The sequence below is a fragment of the Bradyrhizobium sp. WD16 genome (assembly GCF_024181725.1).
In the GTDB taxonomy this organism is placed as follows: Bacteria; Pseudomonadota; Alphaproteobacteria; order Rhizobiales; family Xanthobacteraceae; genus Bradyrhizobium_A.
The window spans coordinates 4,181,854-4,200,753 of sequence record NZ_CP028908.1 but is presented as its reverse complement, the minus strand read 5'-3'; the positions used below and the strand labels follow the sequence as shown (position 1 = coordinate 4,200,753).

Genomic DNA, 18,900 nt, shown 5'->3' with positions numbered 1-18,900 from the left:
ACGCGCCGCCGGTGACGTGAAGAGTGAGCAGGCTGTCGCCGATGCAGCCCGTCTTGGCGAGTCACTTCCGCGCACTCCTCGAGGCCATGCACGTTGCAGTCGGCCGCACAGAGACTGGCGCTCGAGCCACTTTCACTACAGCCATCGAAACGCGCGGCGACGTATTGAACGTGTCAGCCGGGGCGCCGGTCCTGATGCGACTCGGACGCGAACCCCAATTTGCTCAGTGATGACTGGTCGTCGTAACGCCCCTTCGCCGAGCGCTGGGGCAGCTTGACCTTGTCGCGCTTTACGCGCCTGTACGGAATCGAGTCCAGGATATGCGAGATGCAAGCGAGCCGCGCGCTTTTCTTGTCGTCAGACAGGACGACGTGCCAGGGTGCGTGCTTCGAATGCGTCGCCTTGAGCATCATGTCGCGCGCCCGCGAGTAATCGTACCAGCGGCGATAGGATTCGATGTCCATCGGACTCAGCTTCCATTGCCGCAGCGGGTCGTCGATGCGGGCCGCAAACCTGCGCTCCTGCTCCTTCATGCCGACCTCGAGCCACAGCTTGATGAGGATGATACCGCCGTCGATAATGTATTTCTCCGCCGTCGGACATAGCGATAGAAAGCGCTCGTGCTCCGCAGGCGTGCAGAAGCCCATCACATATTCCACCCCGGCGCGATTGTACCAGCTTCGGTCGAAGATCACGATTTCGCCTGCCGCGGGAAAATGCTGAATGTAGCGCTGCATGAACAGCTGGGTCTTTTCCCGGTCCGACGGCGCCGGAAGGGCAACGACCCGGAACACCCGCGGACTGACGCGCTCGGCGATCGCCTTGATGGTGCCGCCCTTGCCGGCGGCATCGCGCCCTTCGAACACGATCATGACGCGCAGACCCTTGAGCTTGACCCAATCCTGGAGGTAGCAGAGCTCGACCTGAAGCTTGCGCAGCGCCTTCTCGTAAGCCTTCCGCTTCATCTTCACCGGCTCTTCATCGCCGGTCCGCGTCTTTGCCATTACCCCCTCCTCGCGCGATCTCCGCGCCGTTTGGCCTGTCAAACGCCAAAAATCACCCGCCGGAAGCGGCTCAAGGCGAACGCGAAATAGATGCTGCCGATCACGAACATTGCCAGCAGCGGCCGCCAGACGAGCGAAAGATTGGCGCCACGAAACAGCACCGCCTGCGCAAAGGCAACGAAATGCGGCGTCGGGCTGATCGTCAGCATGACGTATTGAAGCCAGACCGGCATGCTCTCCATCGGGGTGCTGCTGCCCGACAACAGCTGCGTCACCATCAGCACCGGCATCGCCAGCAACCCGAACTGCCCCATAGTCGTCGCCAGGGTGCCGAGCATGATCCCGAGCGCCGCTACCACCAGGGCGTAAAGGCAGGCGCCGCCGATGAAAAGGACGGGCGATCCAGCGATGGGTACGCCCAGCCACCATTGCACCACGAACCTGAGCGACAGCAACGCTGCCACCAGGATCACCAGGCCGTTGGCCAGCATCTTCGCGATCATGATCTCCGCCGGCACGACCGGCATCACCAGGAGATGCTCCACCGTCCCCTGCTCGCGCTCACGGATCAGCGCTGCGCCGGTCAGGATTACCGTCAGCATCGTCACGTCGTTGATCACCTGCGTCACTGCGGAGAACCAGGCCGTCTTCAAGTTCGGATTGAATCGCGCCCGGACGACGAGGTTGATCGGCGATGCCTTGGCTCCCTCGCGCCCGGACAGGAAGTTCTGCACTTCGCTGGAGATCACGTTCTTGAGGTAGCTCGAGGCATTGCCGGCCTGGGCGATGGCGGTGGCATCGACATTGATCTGCACCGAGGTCTTGCGTCCTGCACGAAGATCGGCCTCGAACCTGGGCGGAATTTCCGCCACCAGGATCAGGCTTCCCTTGTCCATCTCCCGATCGATGTCCGACGCCCTGATCTGCACCGCGGGCTGAAAGGTCGGAGGAACGAGGGCTTCGGCGATCTGCCGCGACAAATCCGAACGGTCCTCGTCGACGATACCGACCGAGAGATTGGTCGCCTCGGTGAGCGCCCCGGTCGCCACCGTGTTGACGGAAATGCTGAAAGCATAGACGACCAGGATGAGCATCGTCGGATCGGCCTTGATGCTGCGCAGTTCCTTGATCACCAGGCGAAAGACGTTGAGGATGTGATCAATCAAGGAGAGCGTCCGCCTCTCCGTCGGCGGCGCTGCGACATTTGAACCGGGCACCGTCATGTCAGGCCTCCTGTTTCCGAAGCAGCACGAGCGAGAGAAGCAGGTACGCCAGCGCAATGACGACGATCGCCACCACATTGGGCCACATCTGGGCGAAGCCGAGCGCTTTGGTGAAGACGCCGACTGTGATCGGCTGATACCAGGCTGAGGGGAACGAGAGGCCGAGCACCTTCGCCGTCCCCGACAGCGACGACACCGGCGCGAACAGCCCCGAGAAATTCACCGCGGGGACGATGGAGAGGATGGCGGTGGCGAACACCGCCGCGACCTGGGTTTTGGTGAAGGAGGAGATCAACTGACCGAAGCCTGTGGTCGACACCACATAGACGATAGTGCCGAGCAGCAACGTTGCGAACGGGCCCTTGAGCGGCACGCCGAACAGGAAGATCGCCATCAGGAACAGGAAGGCGAAATTGACCATGGCGATGCCGATGTAAGGCAGCTGCTTGCCGAGGAGGAACTCCAACTTCGTGATCGGCGTCGACCGGAAATTGGCGATCGAGCCGGTCTCCTTCTCGCGGACCACCGCAATGGCCGACATGATCGCCGGAATGAGGCACAGCATCAGCATGAAGACGCCGGGCACGATCGCGTTGATGCTGAGGAATGCCTGATTGTAGCGGAACCGGGTTTCGATGTTGTCATCGCTCCAGACCATTGCAGCGCCCGGCCGTTTCTCGGCAATGCGCTGGCCCTCCTGCCGAACAACACCGATGACGTAGTTTCGCGCGGTTTCGCCCCGAAACGTCATGGCACCATCCACCGTCGCGTCGACCTCCGGCTGCCGTCCGTCCCTCAAGTCGCGCCCGAAGCCGCTCGGAATCTCAATGACGACCTGGGTATTGCCGCCCCGCAGCCTCGCATCCGCTTCGGTGGCAGAGCGGATCGGCGGCTGCACCGAAAAGTACCGGGAGCCCTCAAACGCCTCGAGAAACTGCCGGCTCTCGGGGGTATTATCCTGATCAAGAGCCGCCAGCTGCAGATTGTCGATATCGAAGGTGATGCCGTAGCCGAAGGCAGCCATCAGGATGATCGGACCGACGAACGCAAACGCCATCCGAATCGGGTCGCGCAGCAGCTCTATGGTCTCTCGCCTCGCATAGGCCCACAAGCGGGTGAGGTCGAACCTTCTCGGCGCCGGTACCGGCTCGGCTTGGGCCGCTGGCGCAACCGGTTCCGGCCGCTCAGGCTTGTGCGTCAAGTCGATGCCGGCGGCGTCGGCCAGATAGCCGACGAAGGCTTCCTCAATGGAATGACTGCCGCGCTCCCGCACCAGATCCTGCGGCGCGCCGACCGCCAGAACCTTCCCCGCGTGCATCAGCGAGATCCGGTCGCAACGTTCCGCCTCGTTCATGAAATGGGTCGAGAGAAAGATGGTGACGCCGTCGTCCCGTGACAGGTCGATCAAGGTGCGCCAGAACGCGTCACGCGCGATGGGGTCGACGCCCGAAGTCGGCTCGTCGAGAATGAGGATCGCCGGCTGGTGCAGCACCGCGACGGCCAGCTGCAGACGCTGCTTGATGCCGAGCGGCAGGCTCTCCGGCCGGGCCTGCTCGACGCTCTTCAGATCGTAGCGCTCCAGCAACTCCCGGATGCGACCGTCGATCTTGTCCGCGGCGAGATGATAGAGCTGCGCGTGCAGCTCGAGATTCTGCCGGACGGTGAGTTCGGTGTAGAGAGAGAATGCCTGCGACATGTAGCCGACATTCCGGCGCATCTCCATGTCGTTTGATCCCATCGGGCTGCCGAACAGCTTGGCCCAGCCCGCCGTCACCGGCAAAAGGCCGGTCAGCATCTTCATCGTGGTCGACTTGCCGCAACCATTGGAGCCGAGAAAGCCGAAAATCTCGCCGCGCGCGATCTTGAAATTGACGTGATCGACGGCGACGAAATCGCCGAACTGGCGCGTCAGTCCTTCGGCCTCGATCGCCGGGGTTTCATTCTCGGATACGACCCGCGGTCGCACCACCACCTTCTGGTAGCCGGCACGCTTGGCCTCCGGCAGAAGCGCGATGAAGGCTTCCTCGAGCGTCGGCTCGCCGGCCTTCTGCAGGACCTCCTGCAAGACGCCATGGGCGATGACCTTGCCGTCGTCCATGGCGATCAGCCAGTCGAAGCGTTCCGCTTCATCCATATAGGCCGTCGCCACCATCACGCTCATCTGCGGACGCCGCGCCCTGATCGTGTCGATCAGATCCCAGAATTGGCCCCGCGACAGCGGATCGACGCCGGTGGTCGGCTCGTCGAGAATGAGCAGGTCGGGATCGTTGATCAGGGCGCAGCACAGGCTGAGCTTCTGCTTCATGCCGCCGGACAGCTTTCCGGCCGGCCGATCCGCGAACGGATCGAGCGCGGTCGCCGTCAGGAGCTCCGCAATGCGCGCCCTGCGCTCGTCGGCCGACTGTCCGAACAGCCGCCCGAAAAAATCGATATTCTCGAAGACGCTCAAGGTCGGATAGAGATTGCGCCCGAGCCCCTGCGGCATATAGGCGATGCGGCGCCGCATGCCGGACAAGTGGACGGGGTCGGCGACGTCGCCGTCGAACACGACAATCTTGCCCTCCTGAACCCTCCGCACACCCGATATCAGCGCCAGCAGCGTCGACTTGCCGACGCCGTCGGGGCCGATCACGCCAATCATGACGCGGGCGGGAATGTCGATGCTGACGTCTTCGAGCGCAGTCGCGGCGCCGTATCGGTGCGATACGCTCCCAAGCCTGGCGATGGCCTCGGTCATTTCGGCAGCGAGACTTGAAGGTCTTCCGGCCATGGCGTCGCCGGATTGGTGCGCACGATACCGATGCCGCGCACGCCGGTCTTAACCATGGCGAAGTGTGCCTGCAGCAGCTTCGGATCGAGCTTGAGCTTGACGCGGAACATCAGCTTTTCGCGCTCGTCCTTGGTCTCCACGCTCTTCGGCGTGAATTGCGCGTCGGCGGCGACGAAGCTCACCGTGGCGGGCACGACGTATTCCGGACGGGCATCGAAGACGATACGGGCTTCGCCGCCGATCTCCAGCTTGGCGGCATCGGTGGCCGGCAGGAACACCGTCATATAGACGTCGGTGAGGTCGAGGACTGTCATGACCGGCGCACCGGCGGCGACCATTTCACCACTGCGCAACAGGAGATACTGCACGCGACCGTTGCGCGGCGAGACCAGCACGAGATCGTGCAGCACCGACTCGATACGCTCGACGTCGGCCTCGGCCTTCTTGATGGTGAACTGTGCCTGGTCGCGCTGGGCAGTCATTGCCTTGACCGCCGCGTCGGAGGACTCGAAATTGCGGCGGCGCTGATCGAAATCCTTCTGGGTGATGACGCCCTTCCTGAGCAAATCGTCGCCGCGCTCGAGATCCGCCTTGGCAAAGTCCAGGGAGCTCTGCCGCGAGGCGATATCGGCCTCGGCCTGGGCCAGTGACTGCTTGGCGCGCTCAACTTCCGACTGCGCCGACTTCAGCTCGGCTTCGTATTCCGGCGAAACGACGCGCCCGACGATCTGGCCGAGCTTGACGATGGCCCCTTCCTCGACCGAGACCTCGGCGAGGCGGCCGGCGTATTTGGCCGAGACGTCGACCTGGGTCGCCTCGACGCGGCCATTGGTCTTGACGATGCCGGACGGCATCTTCTTACCCCGGAGCCGCGCGATCATGTTGCGCACCGGCTGGGCATAGGCAACCGCGGGAGCAAACCAGCCTTCGAGCGAGCAACTGATCCCGGATGGCGGCACCGGCCGGATGCCGGCTGTCAGAAGAGCCGCCAGAAGCAGCGTGCCGCACTGACGAGTAGACATTGCAGGCCTCCTCGGACGATAAGACGCTGCCGGCAGAAGCGAGATCGAAAACCCGATCACATCATGCCGGCGACGGTCAGCGGGACGGCGTTCAACAGTTCAAAACCATGAATGCTGGCGCGGTCCGGTGTCTTGCGCTGAATCAAACAGGGCAGCCATTCGGACCAGTCCCTCGCGCCTGTGACCGAGGCCGATCCAAACGACGCAAGCGCGTCAGGTCATTCACCATGAGATCGGACAGCTGGTCCCGGCCGAAAACAGGTCGGGGGCGCAAGTCCCACGCGCCGGTCGCTTGCAATGGTGAAGCGGGAGTCTGCCGACGTCACACCCGCAAGGCATGCTTGCCAAGCGGCTTGACCGTACTTGCCTGCGGTCCCTTCGCGCCGGCCTCCTCGACATAGACGACGCGCGAGCCGACGGAGAGCTCGGGAAACTTGCCTTCGACGACGCTGTTGCGATGGAAATAGATTTCGCCGCCGTCGACCGATTTGAGGAAGCCGAAGTCGCCCTCCCGATCGATCCGCACCACAGTGCCGATCGGCTCGCCTTCGTGGACCTTCACCGCCCCCTGCAGGCGGCGCGCGTGATCCTGAAGCCGTCGCCGCGCCCGCCTGAAGGCGTCGTTGGTGGCGAACTCGAGATCGCTGTGGCGCTCGTCGAGCTTCGGCGTCCGCCCGATATTGACCTCGCGTCCCTCGGGCAGCGCGAGGCGGATGTTGATCTCATAGAGCCCGCCGGTGTGATGATGCTCGCCGGGTCCCTTGACGATGACCCGGCAGGCAGTCGCCCGCCCGTAGCGCTCTTCGAGCTTCTCCACATGTTTTTCGATGGCCTGCCGATATCCCTCGGGCACGACGGCGTTCTGGCATTCGATCTCGACGGGGGTCTGCATGGCTCACCTCTTCAGGGCTTCGGTCCGTCCTGCTCGGAAGCGGCGATCGAAGACAATTGCCTCGGCAGCGAAAGGTTGCCGTACAACGATGCAACCGTCTGCATGTCATCCGGAGATTGCACCTGCGCAAGCTGCAACCACCGCTCAGCTTCGGCCAGCCAGATCGCGCCATGCACCGGCTCGCGGATCGCCAGTCGTCGACACAGTGCAGCTCTGGCTCCGTACTCCATGCGGCTCTTCATGATCGCCCCCGCACCAAGACAGTCGCCTTGTTAAGCCCACGAACGGAACTTCGGCTTGATGCACGTCAAAGCCTTGTCTTGCTGGGTCGCGCGCACGGCGGTGTCGGGCCACCGTTTGCGATTGTTGCGATCGAAAAATAGAGCACTCTCGGAACGCACCGTGTGGAATACGACCGGAGTATCATGAGTGCGGACAGCGACATCAATCTCCGGCGAAGGCCGCCATCACCTCGGCAATCATGGTCTCGCCCTGCCCTTCGTAACGTGACGAGAAGTGAAATGGCTCGACCCGCTTGACACCGGCTTCGCGGGCCATGGCGCCGGCGGCGCGTGTCGTCAGATGCGCCCGCTCCGCTGACAGCGCCGTGTCCGCGGCCGCGAACGCCGCCTCGATGAACAGCACGTCAGCGCCGCGCGCCAGTTCGACGATCGCCTTTCGGTTGGACGGCGTGTCGGCGACATCGGTGACATAGGCAATCTTTTGCCCCGGGGTGATGGTGAGGACGTCGCGCAGCTCGCCGAGCCGCATGTTCGAGCCAGGATCGCTCGACGACGGCTCCCTCACCTCGATGACGGCATGATCCGGCCAGCCGGCGAGCACGGCCTCTTTCAGCTCACGCAACCACGGCCCGACCGGCAGACCGCGTGCATCGAGGTGGTTCTTCCAGATGTTGACGTGAGCCACTTCCTGAATGGCGTAGCCAAGACAGGGCATGTGGTGATCGAGGACGGCATAGGAAACCTCGAACAGCGGATCGGCATGGATGATCCCGCGCTCGCTGGGCGGGTGGCGTTGCGCCTCCTCCCGGGCGAACGCATTCTTGAGGCGAAACTGCGCCTTGCGCGTTCCGTCGTTACCGCCGATCTCGGTAACGACAAAGACCAGGTCCGCTTCGAACTCGTCCACGAGATTCCAGTGATAGGCCTGCAGCTTGTGATGCACGCGGTCGATAAAGCCCGACGGACCGTAAAGTTGCAGCGTGCTGGACCGGCCGGCCGACAGCCGCAGCAGCAGGTCGAAGCCGTAGAAATGGTCGATATGGGCGTGCGAGACGAAGATCTGTTCGATGCGCAGGATCTTGCGCGACGGCAGCACCGAGATGTCGCCGAGGTCAAACAGCAGCGCGCGCCTGTCGAACAGGGTTTCGAGGTAAACGGCCGGATCGCCGAACCGCCCATTGACGAGGCTGGGATGAAGAAGCGGCCGCATTCACACCTCGCCCGGCTGGATCCACATTCTCGTGCGGGACGCCCAATCAATATTGATATACCGCAAAGGAACGAAAGGTTTCGCGGCGCGTAAGGCGTTCCGGCTCCAGGGACGCCCGGCCAGCCTTGACACGCGTCAAGCGGAGTTTCGCCCGACGCTCCATGATCTTGCCATGGCGCTCTCGACTGACGACAGGCGTGTTTCCACCGTTGAGCATCCCGAAGACGGGGCGCGCGAGCGGCGATTGATCGCGGTCGTCGCCGAATTGGTTCGCGAACTGCATCCCGAGCGCACCAGGCTCATCGAAGTGGCGCCGTCGCGGCGTCTCGAACGCGATCTCGGCATTGACAGCCTGGGGCGTACCGAGCTCGTCCTACGCATCGAGCGCGCCTTCCACGTGCGGCTGCCCGCGACCACCATCGGCGAGGCGGACACCGTTGGCGACCTGCTCAACGCCCTCGAACACGCGAGCACCGGCCGGCAGCCGACAGTGGAGATGCCCCGTCCACCGCCGCTGCCAGTCGTGCCGGCAGCTACCGACGCGCAAACGCTGATCGAGGTGCTCGACTGGCACGTCGCCCGCCATCCGGACCGCCCGCATCTGACCATCCTGGAGGATGACGTTGCTCCTCCCGCCACCCTGACCTATCGCGACCTTGCCGACGCCGCCCGCAGGATCGGCCGCGCCCTGATCGAGCGGGACGTCCAGCCCGACGATCGCATCGCCCTGATGCTGCCCACCGGACGCGATTTCTTCGTGGCATTTATCGGCATCCTCCTTGCCGGTGCCGTGCCGGTGCCGATCTATCCGCCGATGCGCCTGTCGCAGCTCGAGGAACACCTGCGCCGCCAGGCCGGCATCCTGCGCAATGCCGGCGCCCGCCTGCTGATCACCGTTCCGGAAGGACGACGCCTCGCCATCCTCACCAAGGCGATGGTCGAAAGCCTCACCGCGATCGAGAGCGTCGCCGAGCTCTCGTCGCGGGTCGAGAGCCAGGTGCCGCTGCCGGCAATCGTCGAGACGTCGACCGCGCTGATCCAGTACACCTCGGGCAGCACGGGCGATCCAAAGGGCGTGGTGCTCAGCCACGCCAATCTCCTCGCCAATATCCGCGCCATGGGCGAGGCGATGGAGGCGGACTCGACCGATGTGTTCGTCAGTTGGCTGCCGCTCTACCACGACATGGGGCTGATCGGCGCCTGGCTGGGTTGCCTGTATTTCGCGGCGCCGCTCCATGTGATGTCGCCGCTGACCTTCCTGGTCCGGCCCGAGAGCTGGCTGTGGTCGATCCACCGCTTCCGCGCGACGCTGTCCGCGGCGCCCAATTTCGGCTTCGAGCTCTGCCTGGAGAAGATTGATGACGCCGCCCTGCAAGGGCTCGATCTGTCGTCACTGCGCATGGTTGCCAACGGCGCCGAGCCGGTCAGCGTCCAGACCCTGCGCCGCTTCACCGCCAAATTCGTCGGCTACGGCTTCCGTCCCTCGGCGATGGCCCCCGTCTATGGCCTCGCCGAGAACGCGGTCGGACTGGCGTTTCCTCCTCCCGGCCGGGGGCCGATCATCGATCGCGTCGACCGCGACGCGCTGAGCCGGCACGGCGTCGCCACGCCTGCGCGCCCCGATGATCCGCACGCGCTCGAGATCGTCGCCTGCGGCCAGCCGCTTCCCGGTCATGAGGTGCGTATCGTCGACGAGATCGGCCAGGAAGTCGGCGAGCGCCGCGAAGGACGGCTCGAATTTCGCGGGCCTTCGGCGACCTCCGGATATTTCCGCAATGAGCTCAAGACCCGCCAGCTCATCCGCGACGGCTGGCTCGACAGCGCGGATCGCGCCTATCTGGCCGGCGGAGACATCTTCGTCACCGGCAGGATCAAGGACATCATCATCCGCGCCGGCCGCCATCTCTATCCGCCGGAAATCGAAGAAGCGGTCGCTGCGATCCCGGGCATCCGCAAGGGCTGCGTCGCAGTATTCGGCGTTCCCGATCCCGCCTCCGGCACCGAACGCGTGGTCGTTCTCGCCGAAACCCGCGCGACAGACGCCGAAACCCGCGCCGCCCTGCAGGCGCGCGCCCAGGAGGTCGCCAACGACATCGCCGGCACGCCGCCGGACGAAATCGTGCTGGCGCCGCCGCGCACGGTGCCGAAGACCTCGAGCGGCAAGATCCGGCGCAGCGCTGCGCGAGAACTCTATCTCGGCGGAGGCATCGGTGCGCCCCCGCCGACGGTCTGGCGGCAGATCCTGCGCCTGTCGCTCGCCGGCGTCGGCCCGCAATTGCGGCGCCTGATGACCGTCGTCGGCGGAGCGCTTTATGCCGCCTGGTGGTGGACCGTGGTGGCGGCGAGCGGCGTGCTCGCCTGGCTCATCATCATGATCCTGCCGCGTCTCGACTGGCGCTGGCGCGCCGTCCGCCTCATCGCCGGCGCCGCCCTCGCTGCCGCAGCGGTGCCGGTGACCGTCACCGGCCTCGATCGCGTTCCGCGCGGTCGCGCCATGCTGGTCTTCAACCATTCGAGCTATGCCGACGCGCTCGTCCTCGGCGCCGTGCTCCCCGGCGAGCCCGCCTATGTCGCCAAGCGAGAGCTGGCCGGCCAGCTCATTGCCGGCCCGTTCCTGCGCCGACTGGGGGCACTGTTCGTCGAGCGCTACGACTCCAGTGCCAGCCTCTCCGATACCGAGGCCGTTGTCGCCGCTGCGAGCTGCGGCCGCAACATCGTGTTCTTTCCGGAAGGTACCTTCACCCGCCGTCCGGGATTGTCGGCGTTCTATCTTGGCGCCTTCAAGGTCGCCGCCGACGCTGGACTACCAGTTGTCCCCGGCATCATTCGCGGCACGCGCTCGATGCTGCGCGCAGACCAGTGGTTTCCCCGTCGGGCAGCCGTCAGCGTCCGGATCGAAGACGCCATCGAACCCCACGGCACGGATTTTAATGCCCTGGTGCGATCGCGCGATGAGGCGCGCAAGGTGATGCTGGCCCATTGCGGCGAGCCGGATCTCGGCGAACTCGTCAAGCCGACACCCGTTTCCGGGCTAACGTGAACGGTCATGGCGGAACCCGTCAAACTCTTTCTGTGCGGCGACGTGATGCTCGGGAGAGGCGTCGATCAGGCGCTGCCTCATCCCTGCGCGCCCGACCTCCATGAACCGGCGATGGATTCCGCGCTCGACTATCTGGGCCTCGCCGAACAGGCCCACGGTCCGCTATCGCTGCCGCTGGACTTCGCCTCTGTCTGGGGCGTCATGCGCGATGAACTGACCATCGCCGCACCGGATGCACGCATCATCAACCTCGAGACCAGCATTACCCGCAGCGACGATTACGAGCCCAAGGGCATCAACTACCGCATGAGCCCGGAAAACGCCGCCTGCCTCGCCGCCGCCGGCATCGACTGCTGCGTGCTGGCCAACAATCACGTCCTCGACTGGGGGACGGCCGGACTGCGCGACACGCTGGCGACGCTGGACCGGCTGCAGATCAAGACGGCAGGAGCCGGCCGGGACATGGCCCAGGCCCGCGCCCCGGCCATGCTGCAACTCGGCGGCAAATGCCGGCTGCTCCTGTTCGCCTATGCGGCGGCGTCGAGCGGCGTTCCGCGCCGATGGCGCGCGACCAACGATCGGCCCGGCGTCAATCTGCTGCCGGATCTCTCCGTCGCGACCGCCGACGCGATCGCTGACCATGTCACTGCCGAGCGACGGCCCGACGACATTGTCGTCGTCTCGCTGCATTGGGGACCGAACTGGGGCTACAATATCGAAGCGGAGCACCGGCAGTTCGCCCATGCGCTGATCGACCGCGGGAACATCTCCGTCCTGCACGGCCATTCCTCCCATCACGCCAAGGCCATCGAGGTCTACCGAAACCGGCTGATCCTGTACGGATGCGGCGACTTCCTCAACGATTACGAGGGCATCAGCGGCTTTGAAGCGTTTCGTGGCGATCTTGCTCTGATGTATCTGGCCACAATCGACCCTGACAGCGCCGACCTCGCCGGATTGACTATTGTCCCGCTGCAGATCCGGCGGTTTCAGCTGATCCACGCCGCGCCTGCCGATGTGGACTGGGTGTGCCGAAAGCTGGACGGGGAATGCGCAAGGTTCGGCGCCCATGTCGGGCTGCGGCCGGACAGGCGCCTTGATCTGTCCTGGCCGCGCCCGAAAGGAGCGCTGCCACAATCCCGGACTTGATCTTGGTCAACGAGTTGTCACGCAACTCAGGGAACCTGACACGCCTGCGCGCTCTTGCCCGCATGGCCGCCCGGGTGGCAACATCAGGCGCGATCGCGTCACGTTCGGAGGAAACCATGGTGAAACCCGATTCCGGTGGAACCGCACTCGCGACCCATGACGACATCAAGAGCACGTTGGGCGAGGTCGATAACGAGCAGATGCTCGAGATCATGGCGCTGCGCCCAACCATCGCCGACGTCGAACGGGCGTCGATCTGGCTCGAGGGCGATCCCGACATGCTCGGCGCGGGCGAAGCCCTCTCCGGCGTCGCATCCGAAATCGTCGACATCCTCGTGGAGGACGAAGACGAAGACGCCCCGCGCGCCGGTTGAAGCGTCTTCCTGCGAGTGGACACCGGCCGCGTGAAGAAAACGCGTTGAAAACGGAAGTCTGCGCACGGGCGATCCGGATCCGGGCGGTGGCGATCAGACGAGGCGCAGCTGCCCGATGGATCCTCTGACAAGCCCTCTCCTCACCGACCTCTACCAGCTCAACATGTGCCAGGCCTACCTGGATCATGGCGAGACCGACACCGCCGTCTTCGAATTCTTCGTCCGCAAGCTGCCTGAACGCCGCGGCTTCCTGATCGCCGCCGGGTTAGAACAGGCGCTCGATTACCTGGCACAGCTGCGCTTTTCGCCCGCCGAGATCGAATGGCTCGCCAGCACGGGCCGCTTCAGCCGCGCTCTGCTGGATCACCTCGCCGCCTTTCAATTCGCCGGTGACGTCCACGCTGTGCCGGAAGGCCGCGTCGTCTTCGCCAACGAGCCGATCCTGCGGGTCACCGCGCCTTTGCCGGAGGCGCAACTGGTCGAGACCCGGCTGCTGAACATTCTGCACTTCCAGTCGCTGATCGCCGCCAAAGCCGCGCGCATGGTGCTCGCTGCACCGGGCAAGCTGCTCGTCGACTTCGGTCTGCGCCGCGCCCATGGCGCCGATGCCGGCTTGATGGCGGCCCGCGCCAGCTACATCGCCGGTTTTGCCGGAACCGCGACGGTGCTGGCCGAACAACAGTTCGGCATCCCGAGCTTCGGCACCATGGCGCATTCCTTCATCCAGGCTCACGACAACGAGAGCATCGCGTTCGAGCGCTTCGCACATTCGCGACCGCAGAATCTGACACTGCTGCTCGACACCTACGATACCGAGACGGCGGCGCGGGCCGTCGTTGCGCTGGCACCGCGCCTTGCCGCCGAGGGCATCCATGTCCGCGCGGTACGGCTGGACAGCGGCGACCTCCTCGCGCTGTCGAAAAGCGTGCGCGCCATTCTCAATGCCGGCGGTCTCGCCGGGGTGACGATCTTCGCCAGCGGCGGCCTCGACGAGGACAATATCGGCGCAATGCTCCAGGCCGGCGCGCCGATCGACGGTTTCGGCATCGGCACCAGCCTGACGACCTCCTCGGATGTCGCGGCGCTCGATTGCGCCTACAAGCTTCAGGAATATGCCGGGCTGCCGCGCCGCAAGCGCTCGAGCGGCAAGGCGACCTGGCCCGGACGCAAACAGGTCTTTCGTCGCTACATGGCCGACGGCCGCATGGCCGGCGACATCGTCGCGCTCGAAGGCGACCGCGAGGACGGCGAGCCCCTGGTCGAACTGGTGATGAGGGATGGACGGCGCGTCGGCGACAGGCCTCCGCTCGCCGAAATCAGGGCGCGGGCCGTGCGGGATATCGAGCGCCTGCCAGCACCGCTGCGCGCGCTCCGGCCGGACGCCTGCTATCCGGTCGAGATTTCCGATACACTGGTACGGCTGGCGGCCGAGGTCGACGAGCGGCTGGCGCAACACGCGAGCACAGTCTGGTGACCGCCTTCTCCATCGACGATCGGGACATTCTGCTGGTGATCGACATCCAGAACGATTTCTGCCCGGGCGGCAACCTGCCGGTACCCCGCGGCGATGAGGTGGTGCCAGTCATCAATCGCCTCGCCAAGGCCTTCCGCCACGTGGTTCTGACCCAGGACTGGCACCCGCCCGGCCACACCTCGTTCGCGTCCTCACACCCCGGCAAGGCGCCTTACGAGACCATCGAACTCGACTACGGCACCCAGGTGCTGTGGCCGGACCACTGCGTCCAGGGCACATCCGGCGCCGGTTTGCACAGCGATCTTTCGATCCCCCATGCCGAGCTGGTGCTGCGCAAGGGCTACCACTCGGGGATCGATTCCTACTCGGTGTTTTTCGAGAATGACCGCCGGACACCGACCGGACTCACCGGGTATCTGCGGGAGCGCGGCATCAGCCGCGTGTTCAGCGTCGGCCTCGCCTTCGACTTCTGCGTCCGCTACTCGGCGGAAGACGCCCGCAGGCAGGGCTTCGAGGCCATCGTGATCGAGGACGCCTGCCGTGGCATCGATGTCGCCGGCTCGATGGCCGCGACGCGCGAAAGCTTCGCCGCGCTCGGCGTTCGCTGTACGACGGCGGCCAAGATCCCTGCCGGAACGATCCCGACCTGAGCCCGCCCGGGTCCTCCGGGGGCAGGTGACCCAGGGTGCCCCGCGCGCACAGGCCAGCGGGCGCTCGAATGTGCACCGCGGAAAAGCGTTCCAGGGGTGTTATCGCCCCCGTCCCGGCGATAAATTGCCGCCTCCTCGTCCGGCCGATTCGAAAGGTTTTCCAAGGTGCTCAACGGTATCGGCGCTCCGCTGCGCATCGCCGTCTTTCGCCGGATCTGGCTCGCCAGCCTGTCGTCCAATCTCGGCCTGATGATCCACGGCGTCGGTGCCGCCTGGGCCATGACCCAGATGACCTCGTCGGCCGACATGGTCGCCCTGGTGCAGACCGCGCTGATGGCGCCGGTGATGCTGCTCTCGGTCACCGCCGGCGCGATCGCCGACATGTTCGACCGTCGCCTGGTCGGACTGTGCGCCCTCACCATCGGGCTCTCCAGCGCCTCTACCTTGTCGATCCTGACCCATTTCGGGCTGCTGACGCCGAACCTGATCCTCGCCTTCACTTTCCTGATCGGCAGCGGCATGGCGCTGTTCGGACCGTCCTGGCAGGCCTCGGTGAGCGAACAGGTGCCGACCGAGACGCTGCCGGCGGCGGTGGCGCTGAACGGCATCAGCTACAACATGGCGCGCAGTTTCGGCCCGGCGCTGGGCGGCGTCATCGTCGCCACTGCCGGCGCGGTCGCCGCTTTCATCTGCAACGCCTTCCTCTACGTCCCGCTGATCGTCGCGCTGTTGCTGTGGCGCCGCAAGGTCGAGCCGTCGCGACTGCCGCCGGAGCGGCTGTCGCGCGCCATCATCTCGGGCGTTCGCTATGTCGTGCATTCGCCGGCACTGCGCGTCGTGCTGTGGCGAACGCTGGCCACCGGCATCGGCGGCACTTCGCTGCTCGGCCTGATGGCGCTGATCGCCCGCGACCTGCTCGGCGGCGGCGCCCAGACCTTCGGCATCATCCTCGGCGCCTTCGGTATGGGCGCAGTGGTCGGCGCCCTCAATGTCGGCACCGTGCGCAAGCTGTTTTCGAGCGAAGGGGCGATCCGGGCCTGCCTTCTGACCATGGGGCTCGGCATCGGCGCGGTGTCGCTGAGCCGCAGTCCGGTGCTCACCGCAGCGGCGCTGGTGATCGCCGGTGCCGGGTGGACACTGTCGATCACGCTCTTCAACGTCCACATCCAGCTCGCCGCACCACGCTGGGTGGCAGGACGGGCGCTGGCCATCTTCCAGGCGGCGATTTCCGGCGGCGTCGCCATCGGCAGCTGGCTGTGGGGCCGCGCCGCCGACGCCATCGGCACCGATCACGCCCTGATGCTCTCGGCGGCAGTAATGCTCGCCTCCCCCGTGCTCGGCCTCTGGCTGCGGCTGCCCGACCGCGAGGGCCGCGACGAGGGCGCCCTCGATCCCCTCGCCGACCCGGAGGTGCACCTGCCGATCACCTCGCGCTCGGGCCCGATCGTCATCGAGATCGAATACCGCGTCGACCCGGAGCGGGCACGCGCGTTTTATACACTGCTTCAGGACGTCCAGCTCAGCCGGCAGCGCAACGGCGCCTATGGCTGGTCGGTGGCGCGCGACCTCGCCAATCCCGAGATCTGGATCGAGCGCTATCATTGCCCGACCTGGACCGACTATCTGCGCCAGCGCAACCGTCCGACCCAGTCGGAACGGGCGCTCCACCGCCAGGCCATCGACTTCCACATGGGTCCCGAGCCGATCCGCATCCGGCGCATGCTGGAACGGCCGTTCGGCTCGGTACGCTGGAAGGACGACACGCCCGACCGCACACCGGACACCGTGCTGCCGGTGCAGACGACGGTCACCAGCGGAACGTGACGACCCGCCAGGTTCTGCACGGCACCTTACGGCAGGCCCTTGGGCGGCAGTTCAGGCCTCGGCAGCGGAACGAGCTCGACCGACTTGGACTGGCCGCCGAGGAACGCCGGATCGAGCAGCCCGCCGCTCGGCGCATCGCCTCCGGGAGGAGCGGCCCGCATCGACGTGTCGACTGAGAGCCCATCCGGCAGAGCCGCATCCGAAGGGCTGCCGAAAAACTGCGCCCGTCCGCCTTGCGGGTGGCCATTTTCGATCTCCGCCTGCGCCGCCGAGACCCGACCCGCCAGCTGCGGCGAATACGGCAGGACATAGCTGCGCGGTACGCCGCTCGGCAGGTTGGCGTCGTCCAGCTCCTCCAGCCACAGATGAACGGCGCCAGGCTGCTGGCGCGACGGGTTGGGCTCGATGACCCGCGTCCACAACACCTGGAAACGGGCCGGCACCACCACCGGTGCCGACCAGCCGAGCAGCCCCTGGCTGGCGTAGAAGACGACGATGTAGAAGCCGCTGGCGAGGACGATCGCGCCGATCTTGACGAGGCGCGGAAGCCTCAGCTGGGCGATCACCACCAGCAGCAGCACGCTCAGCAGCACATAGGCCAGCACCAGCAACAAGACATTGGTCTGCAGCGCCATGTTATCCGCCGTTGCGCCTGGCGCTGTAGAAGGTCTGCAGGATCGACCGCGCGATCCGGCTGGTCTCGGTCACAGCGCCGCTTCCATCGATGGTGAAGCGCACCGCGGTCCGCTCGGAGCCGCCCTGGTCGAGATCGATCGTTTCCTTGGCGACGATGGTGACGACCGGATTGAGCTTCTGCACCATCACCGTCACCGGCACCGGGCGCCCGGTCAAAGCCGCGAAATGATAGACATTCACCGTGTATTCGCCGGCGACGATGCCGCGGATGCTGACCAACTCCTGCCGTGTCGACGTCGGCACCTTCTTGCCGTTGACGAGGACGAAGTCGTTGACGCCTCCGCGATCATCGCGCTCGAGCACCATGAAGCCGGCATCGCGCCGGCGATACCAGACGATGTTGCCGAGCGGATCCTGAACGAAGATGTCGACGTCGTCGGGATGGTTGTCCGGCCAGTCCATGCTGACGAGGAATTCGGCCTTGCTGTCGATCTTTCCATCCTTGGCCTTCGGCGCCACCACCAGCAGCACGATGAAGAACAGGCACGCGAGCGCCTGCAGCGCCTTGAACAAGACGACGCTGAACGGATCGAACGGCGCGCTGCGCGGCAGGAGATCGAAATCGTCGATCATTCGGCAGCCGCCCGGCTGTCCAGCAGCGAGACCACATGGACCTCGGTGAGATCGACGGCGAAGGCGAAGATGTTCGTCGTCGCGCTATCCAGCATCGCGTACTGGATCTTGAGAAGGATGGACCCCACCAATCCGGCAAGCGTCGTATACATCGCGACCGCCATGCCGTCGCTCATCAGCGACATTGACGAGCGGACCGCCTCCTTGTTCTCGGTGTCGAGCCCGGCGATCGGCGCCAACATCATGATGAAGCCGATGATCGTGCCGAGCAGGCCGAGCTTCATCAGGGTGTCGCTGGCGAAATCGCCGAACTGGTTTGAGCCGCGCAGCCTCGCGGCGAGCACGCGCAGCAGCAGCGTCTGATCGAGCCGCGAGGCGCCCTGCGCTGCGGCCTTGGCGATGAGATCGCGCACATGGCCGGCAACGAGCCCCGGCGGCAGCGTCTCCGTGCTGCGGGCTTTCAAGATCCTGCCGTGGTCCTGGGTAATGCTTTGTGCGGTGCGCACGGCCGCATCGCCCTCATGCGCTACCGCGAGGATGCGCCACAGGCAATGCAGGCTGGTGGCGACGTAGAGCACGGCGATGACCGAAGAGATGTAGGTGCGGTCGCCCGCGACCATCCGCGCGATCAGGCCGAAATACCACAATAGAATGAAGGCGAAGACGCTGACTCCGGTGAAGATCAGCCAGAGCGGCAGCGGATCGCGCCCCGGCAGTTCAATTTTGCGCTCGCTCATCAAGATGTGGTTCCCCGACC

Annotated in this window: 16 protein-coding genes; 6 read left to right on the top strand and 10 right to left on the bottom strand. The window is 65.4% G+C overall.

Features of this window, described 5'->3' with window-relative positions; translation table 11 throughout:
* Positions 1-173 precede the first annotated feature (173 nt).
* From ppk2 to DB459_RS19475, 7 genes are all read right to left on the bottom strand, one after another.
* Positions 174-1,004, bottom strand: coding sequence for a polyphosphate kinase 2 (gene ppk2 / locus DB459_RS19505; RefSeq protein ID WP_253706895.1), 831 nt, complete (start codon positions 1,002-1,004; stop codon positions 174-176).
* 38 nt (positions 1,005-1,042) lie between these two features.
* The gene (locus DB459_RS19500) at positions 1,043-2,227 is read right to left on the bottom strand and encodes an ABC transporter permease (protein WP_253706894.1); all 1,185 of its coding nucleotides are present in this window, start codon (positions 2,225-2,227) and stop codon (positions 1,043-1,045) included.
* 1 nt (position 2,228) lies between these two features.
* Positions 2,229-4,964: a ribosome-associated ATPase/putative transporter RbbA gene (gene rbbA / locus DB459_RS19495; protein WP_253706893.1), complete on the bottom strand. Its 2,736-nt coding sequence runs from the start codon at positions 4,962-4,964 to the stop codon at positions 2,229-2,231.
* A complete protein-coding gene (locus DB459_RS19490) occupies positions 4,961-6,019 on the bottom strand; it encodes an HlyD family secretion protein (protein ID WP_253706892.1) in 1,059 nt (352 codons plus the stop codon). Before DB459_RS19490 ends, rbbA begins: the two co-directional genes overlap by 4 nt.
* A 322-nt stretch (positions 6,020-6,341) precedes the next feature.
* Positions 6,342-6,911 carry an HPF/RaiA family ribosome-associated protein gene (locus DB459_RS19485; protein WP_253706891.1) on the bottom strand — a complete coding sequence of 190 codons (570 nt, stop codon included), beginning with the start codon at positions 6,909-6,911 and terminating at the stop codon, positions 6,342-6,344.
* A gap of 11 nt (positions 6,912-6,922) precedes the next feature.
* A complete protein-coding gene (locus DB459_RS19480) occupies positions 6,923-7,153 on the bottom strand; it encodes a hypothetical protein (RefSeq protein ID WP_253706890.1) in 231 nt (76 codons plus the stop codon).
* A gap of 202 nt (positions 7,154-7,355) precedes the next feature.
* Positions 7,356-8,363, bottom strand: coding sequence for an MBL fold metallo-hydrolase (locus tag DB459_RS19475; RefSeq protein ID WP_253706889.1), 1,008 nt, complete (start codon positions 8,361-8,363; stop codon positions 7,356-7,358).
* Positions 8,364-8,535: 172 nt separating this feature from the next.
* On the opposite strand from DB459_RS19475, the gene DB459_RS19470 reads away from it, so the two are divergent.
* The 6 genes from DB459_RS19470 to DB459_RS19445 all read left to right on the top strand — a co-directional run bounded on the left by DB459_RS19470 (position 8,536) and on the right by DB459_RS19445 (position 16,874).
* Positions 8,536-11,403 carry an AMP-binding protein gene (locus DB459_RS19470; RefSeq protein WP_253706888.1) on the top strand — a complete coding sequence of 956 codons (2,868 nt, stop codon included), beginning with the start codon at positions 8,536-8,538 and terminating at the stop codon, positions 11,401-11,403.
* 6 nt (positions 11,404-11,409) lie between these two features.
* Positions 11,410-12,552, top strand: coding sequence for a CapA family protein (locus DB459_RS19465; RefSeq protein WP_253706887.1), 1,143 nt, complete (start codon positions 11,410-11,412; stop codon positions 12,550-12,552).
* A gap of 2 nt (positions 12,553-12,554) precedes the next feature.
* Positions 12,555-12,926 (top strand): hypothetical protein, encoded by a 372-nt coding sequence (locus DB459_RS19460; RefSeq protein ID WP_253706886.1) that lies wholly within the window; start codon positions 12,555-12,557, stop codon positions 12,924-12,926.
* Positions 12,927-13,041: 115 nt separating this feature from the next.
* On the top strand, positions 13,042-14,400 hold the full coding sequence (locus tag DB459_RS19455) for a nicotinate phosphoribosyltransferase (protein ID WP_253706885.1): 1,359 nt from the start codon (positions 13,042-13,044) through the stop codon (positions 14,398-14,400).
* Positions 14,394-15,050, top strand: a complete 657-nt coding sequence (gene pncA / locus DB459_RS19450; RefSeq protein ID WP_253713635.1) for a bifunctional nicotinamidase/pyrazinamidase — start codon at positions 14,394-14,396, stop codon at positions 15,048-15,050. The genes DB459_RS19455 and pncA overlap by 7 nt, the downstream gene beginning before the upstream one ends.
* Positions 15,051-15,215: 165 nt before the next feature.
* Positions 15,216-16,874 (top strand): MFS transporter, encoded by a 1,659-nt coding sequence (locus DB459_RS19445; protein WP_253706884.1) that lies wholly within the window; start codon positions 15,216-15,218, stop codon positions 16,872-16,874.
* A 26-nt stretch (positions 16,875-16,900) separates the two neighbouring features.
* Here DB459_RS19445 and DB459_RS19440 read toward each other — a convergent pair whose 3' ends face one another.
* Genes DB459_RS19440 through DB459_RS19430 form a run of 3 tightly spaced genes read right to left on the bottom strand, consistent with a single transcriptional unit; the run spans position 16,901 to position 18,880 of the window.
* Complete coding sequence (locus DB459_RS19440; protein WP_253706883.1) at positions 16,901-17,509, bottom strand: hypothetical protein; 609 nt, start codon at positions 17,507-17,509, stop codon at positions 16,901-16,903.
* Between the two features lies 1 nt (position 17,510).
* A complete protein-coding gene (locus DB459_RS19435) occupies positions 17,511-18,143 on the bottom strand; it encodes a hypothetical protein (RefSeq protein ID WP_253706882.1) in 633 nt (210 codons plus the stop codon).
* Positions 18,140-18,880 carry a MotA/TolQ/ExbB proton channel family protein gene (locus DB459_RS19430; RefSeq protein WP_253706881.1) on the bottom strand — a complete coding sequence of 247 codons (741 nt, stop codon included), beginning with the start codon at positions 18,878-18,880 and terminating at the stop codon, positions 18,140-18,142. The genes DB459_RS19435 and DB459_RS19430 overlap by 4 nt, the downstream gene beginning before the upstream one ends.
* Positions 18,881-18,900 lie beyond the last annotated feature (20 nt).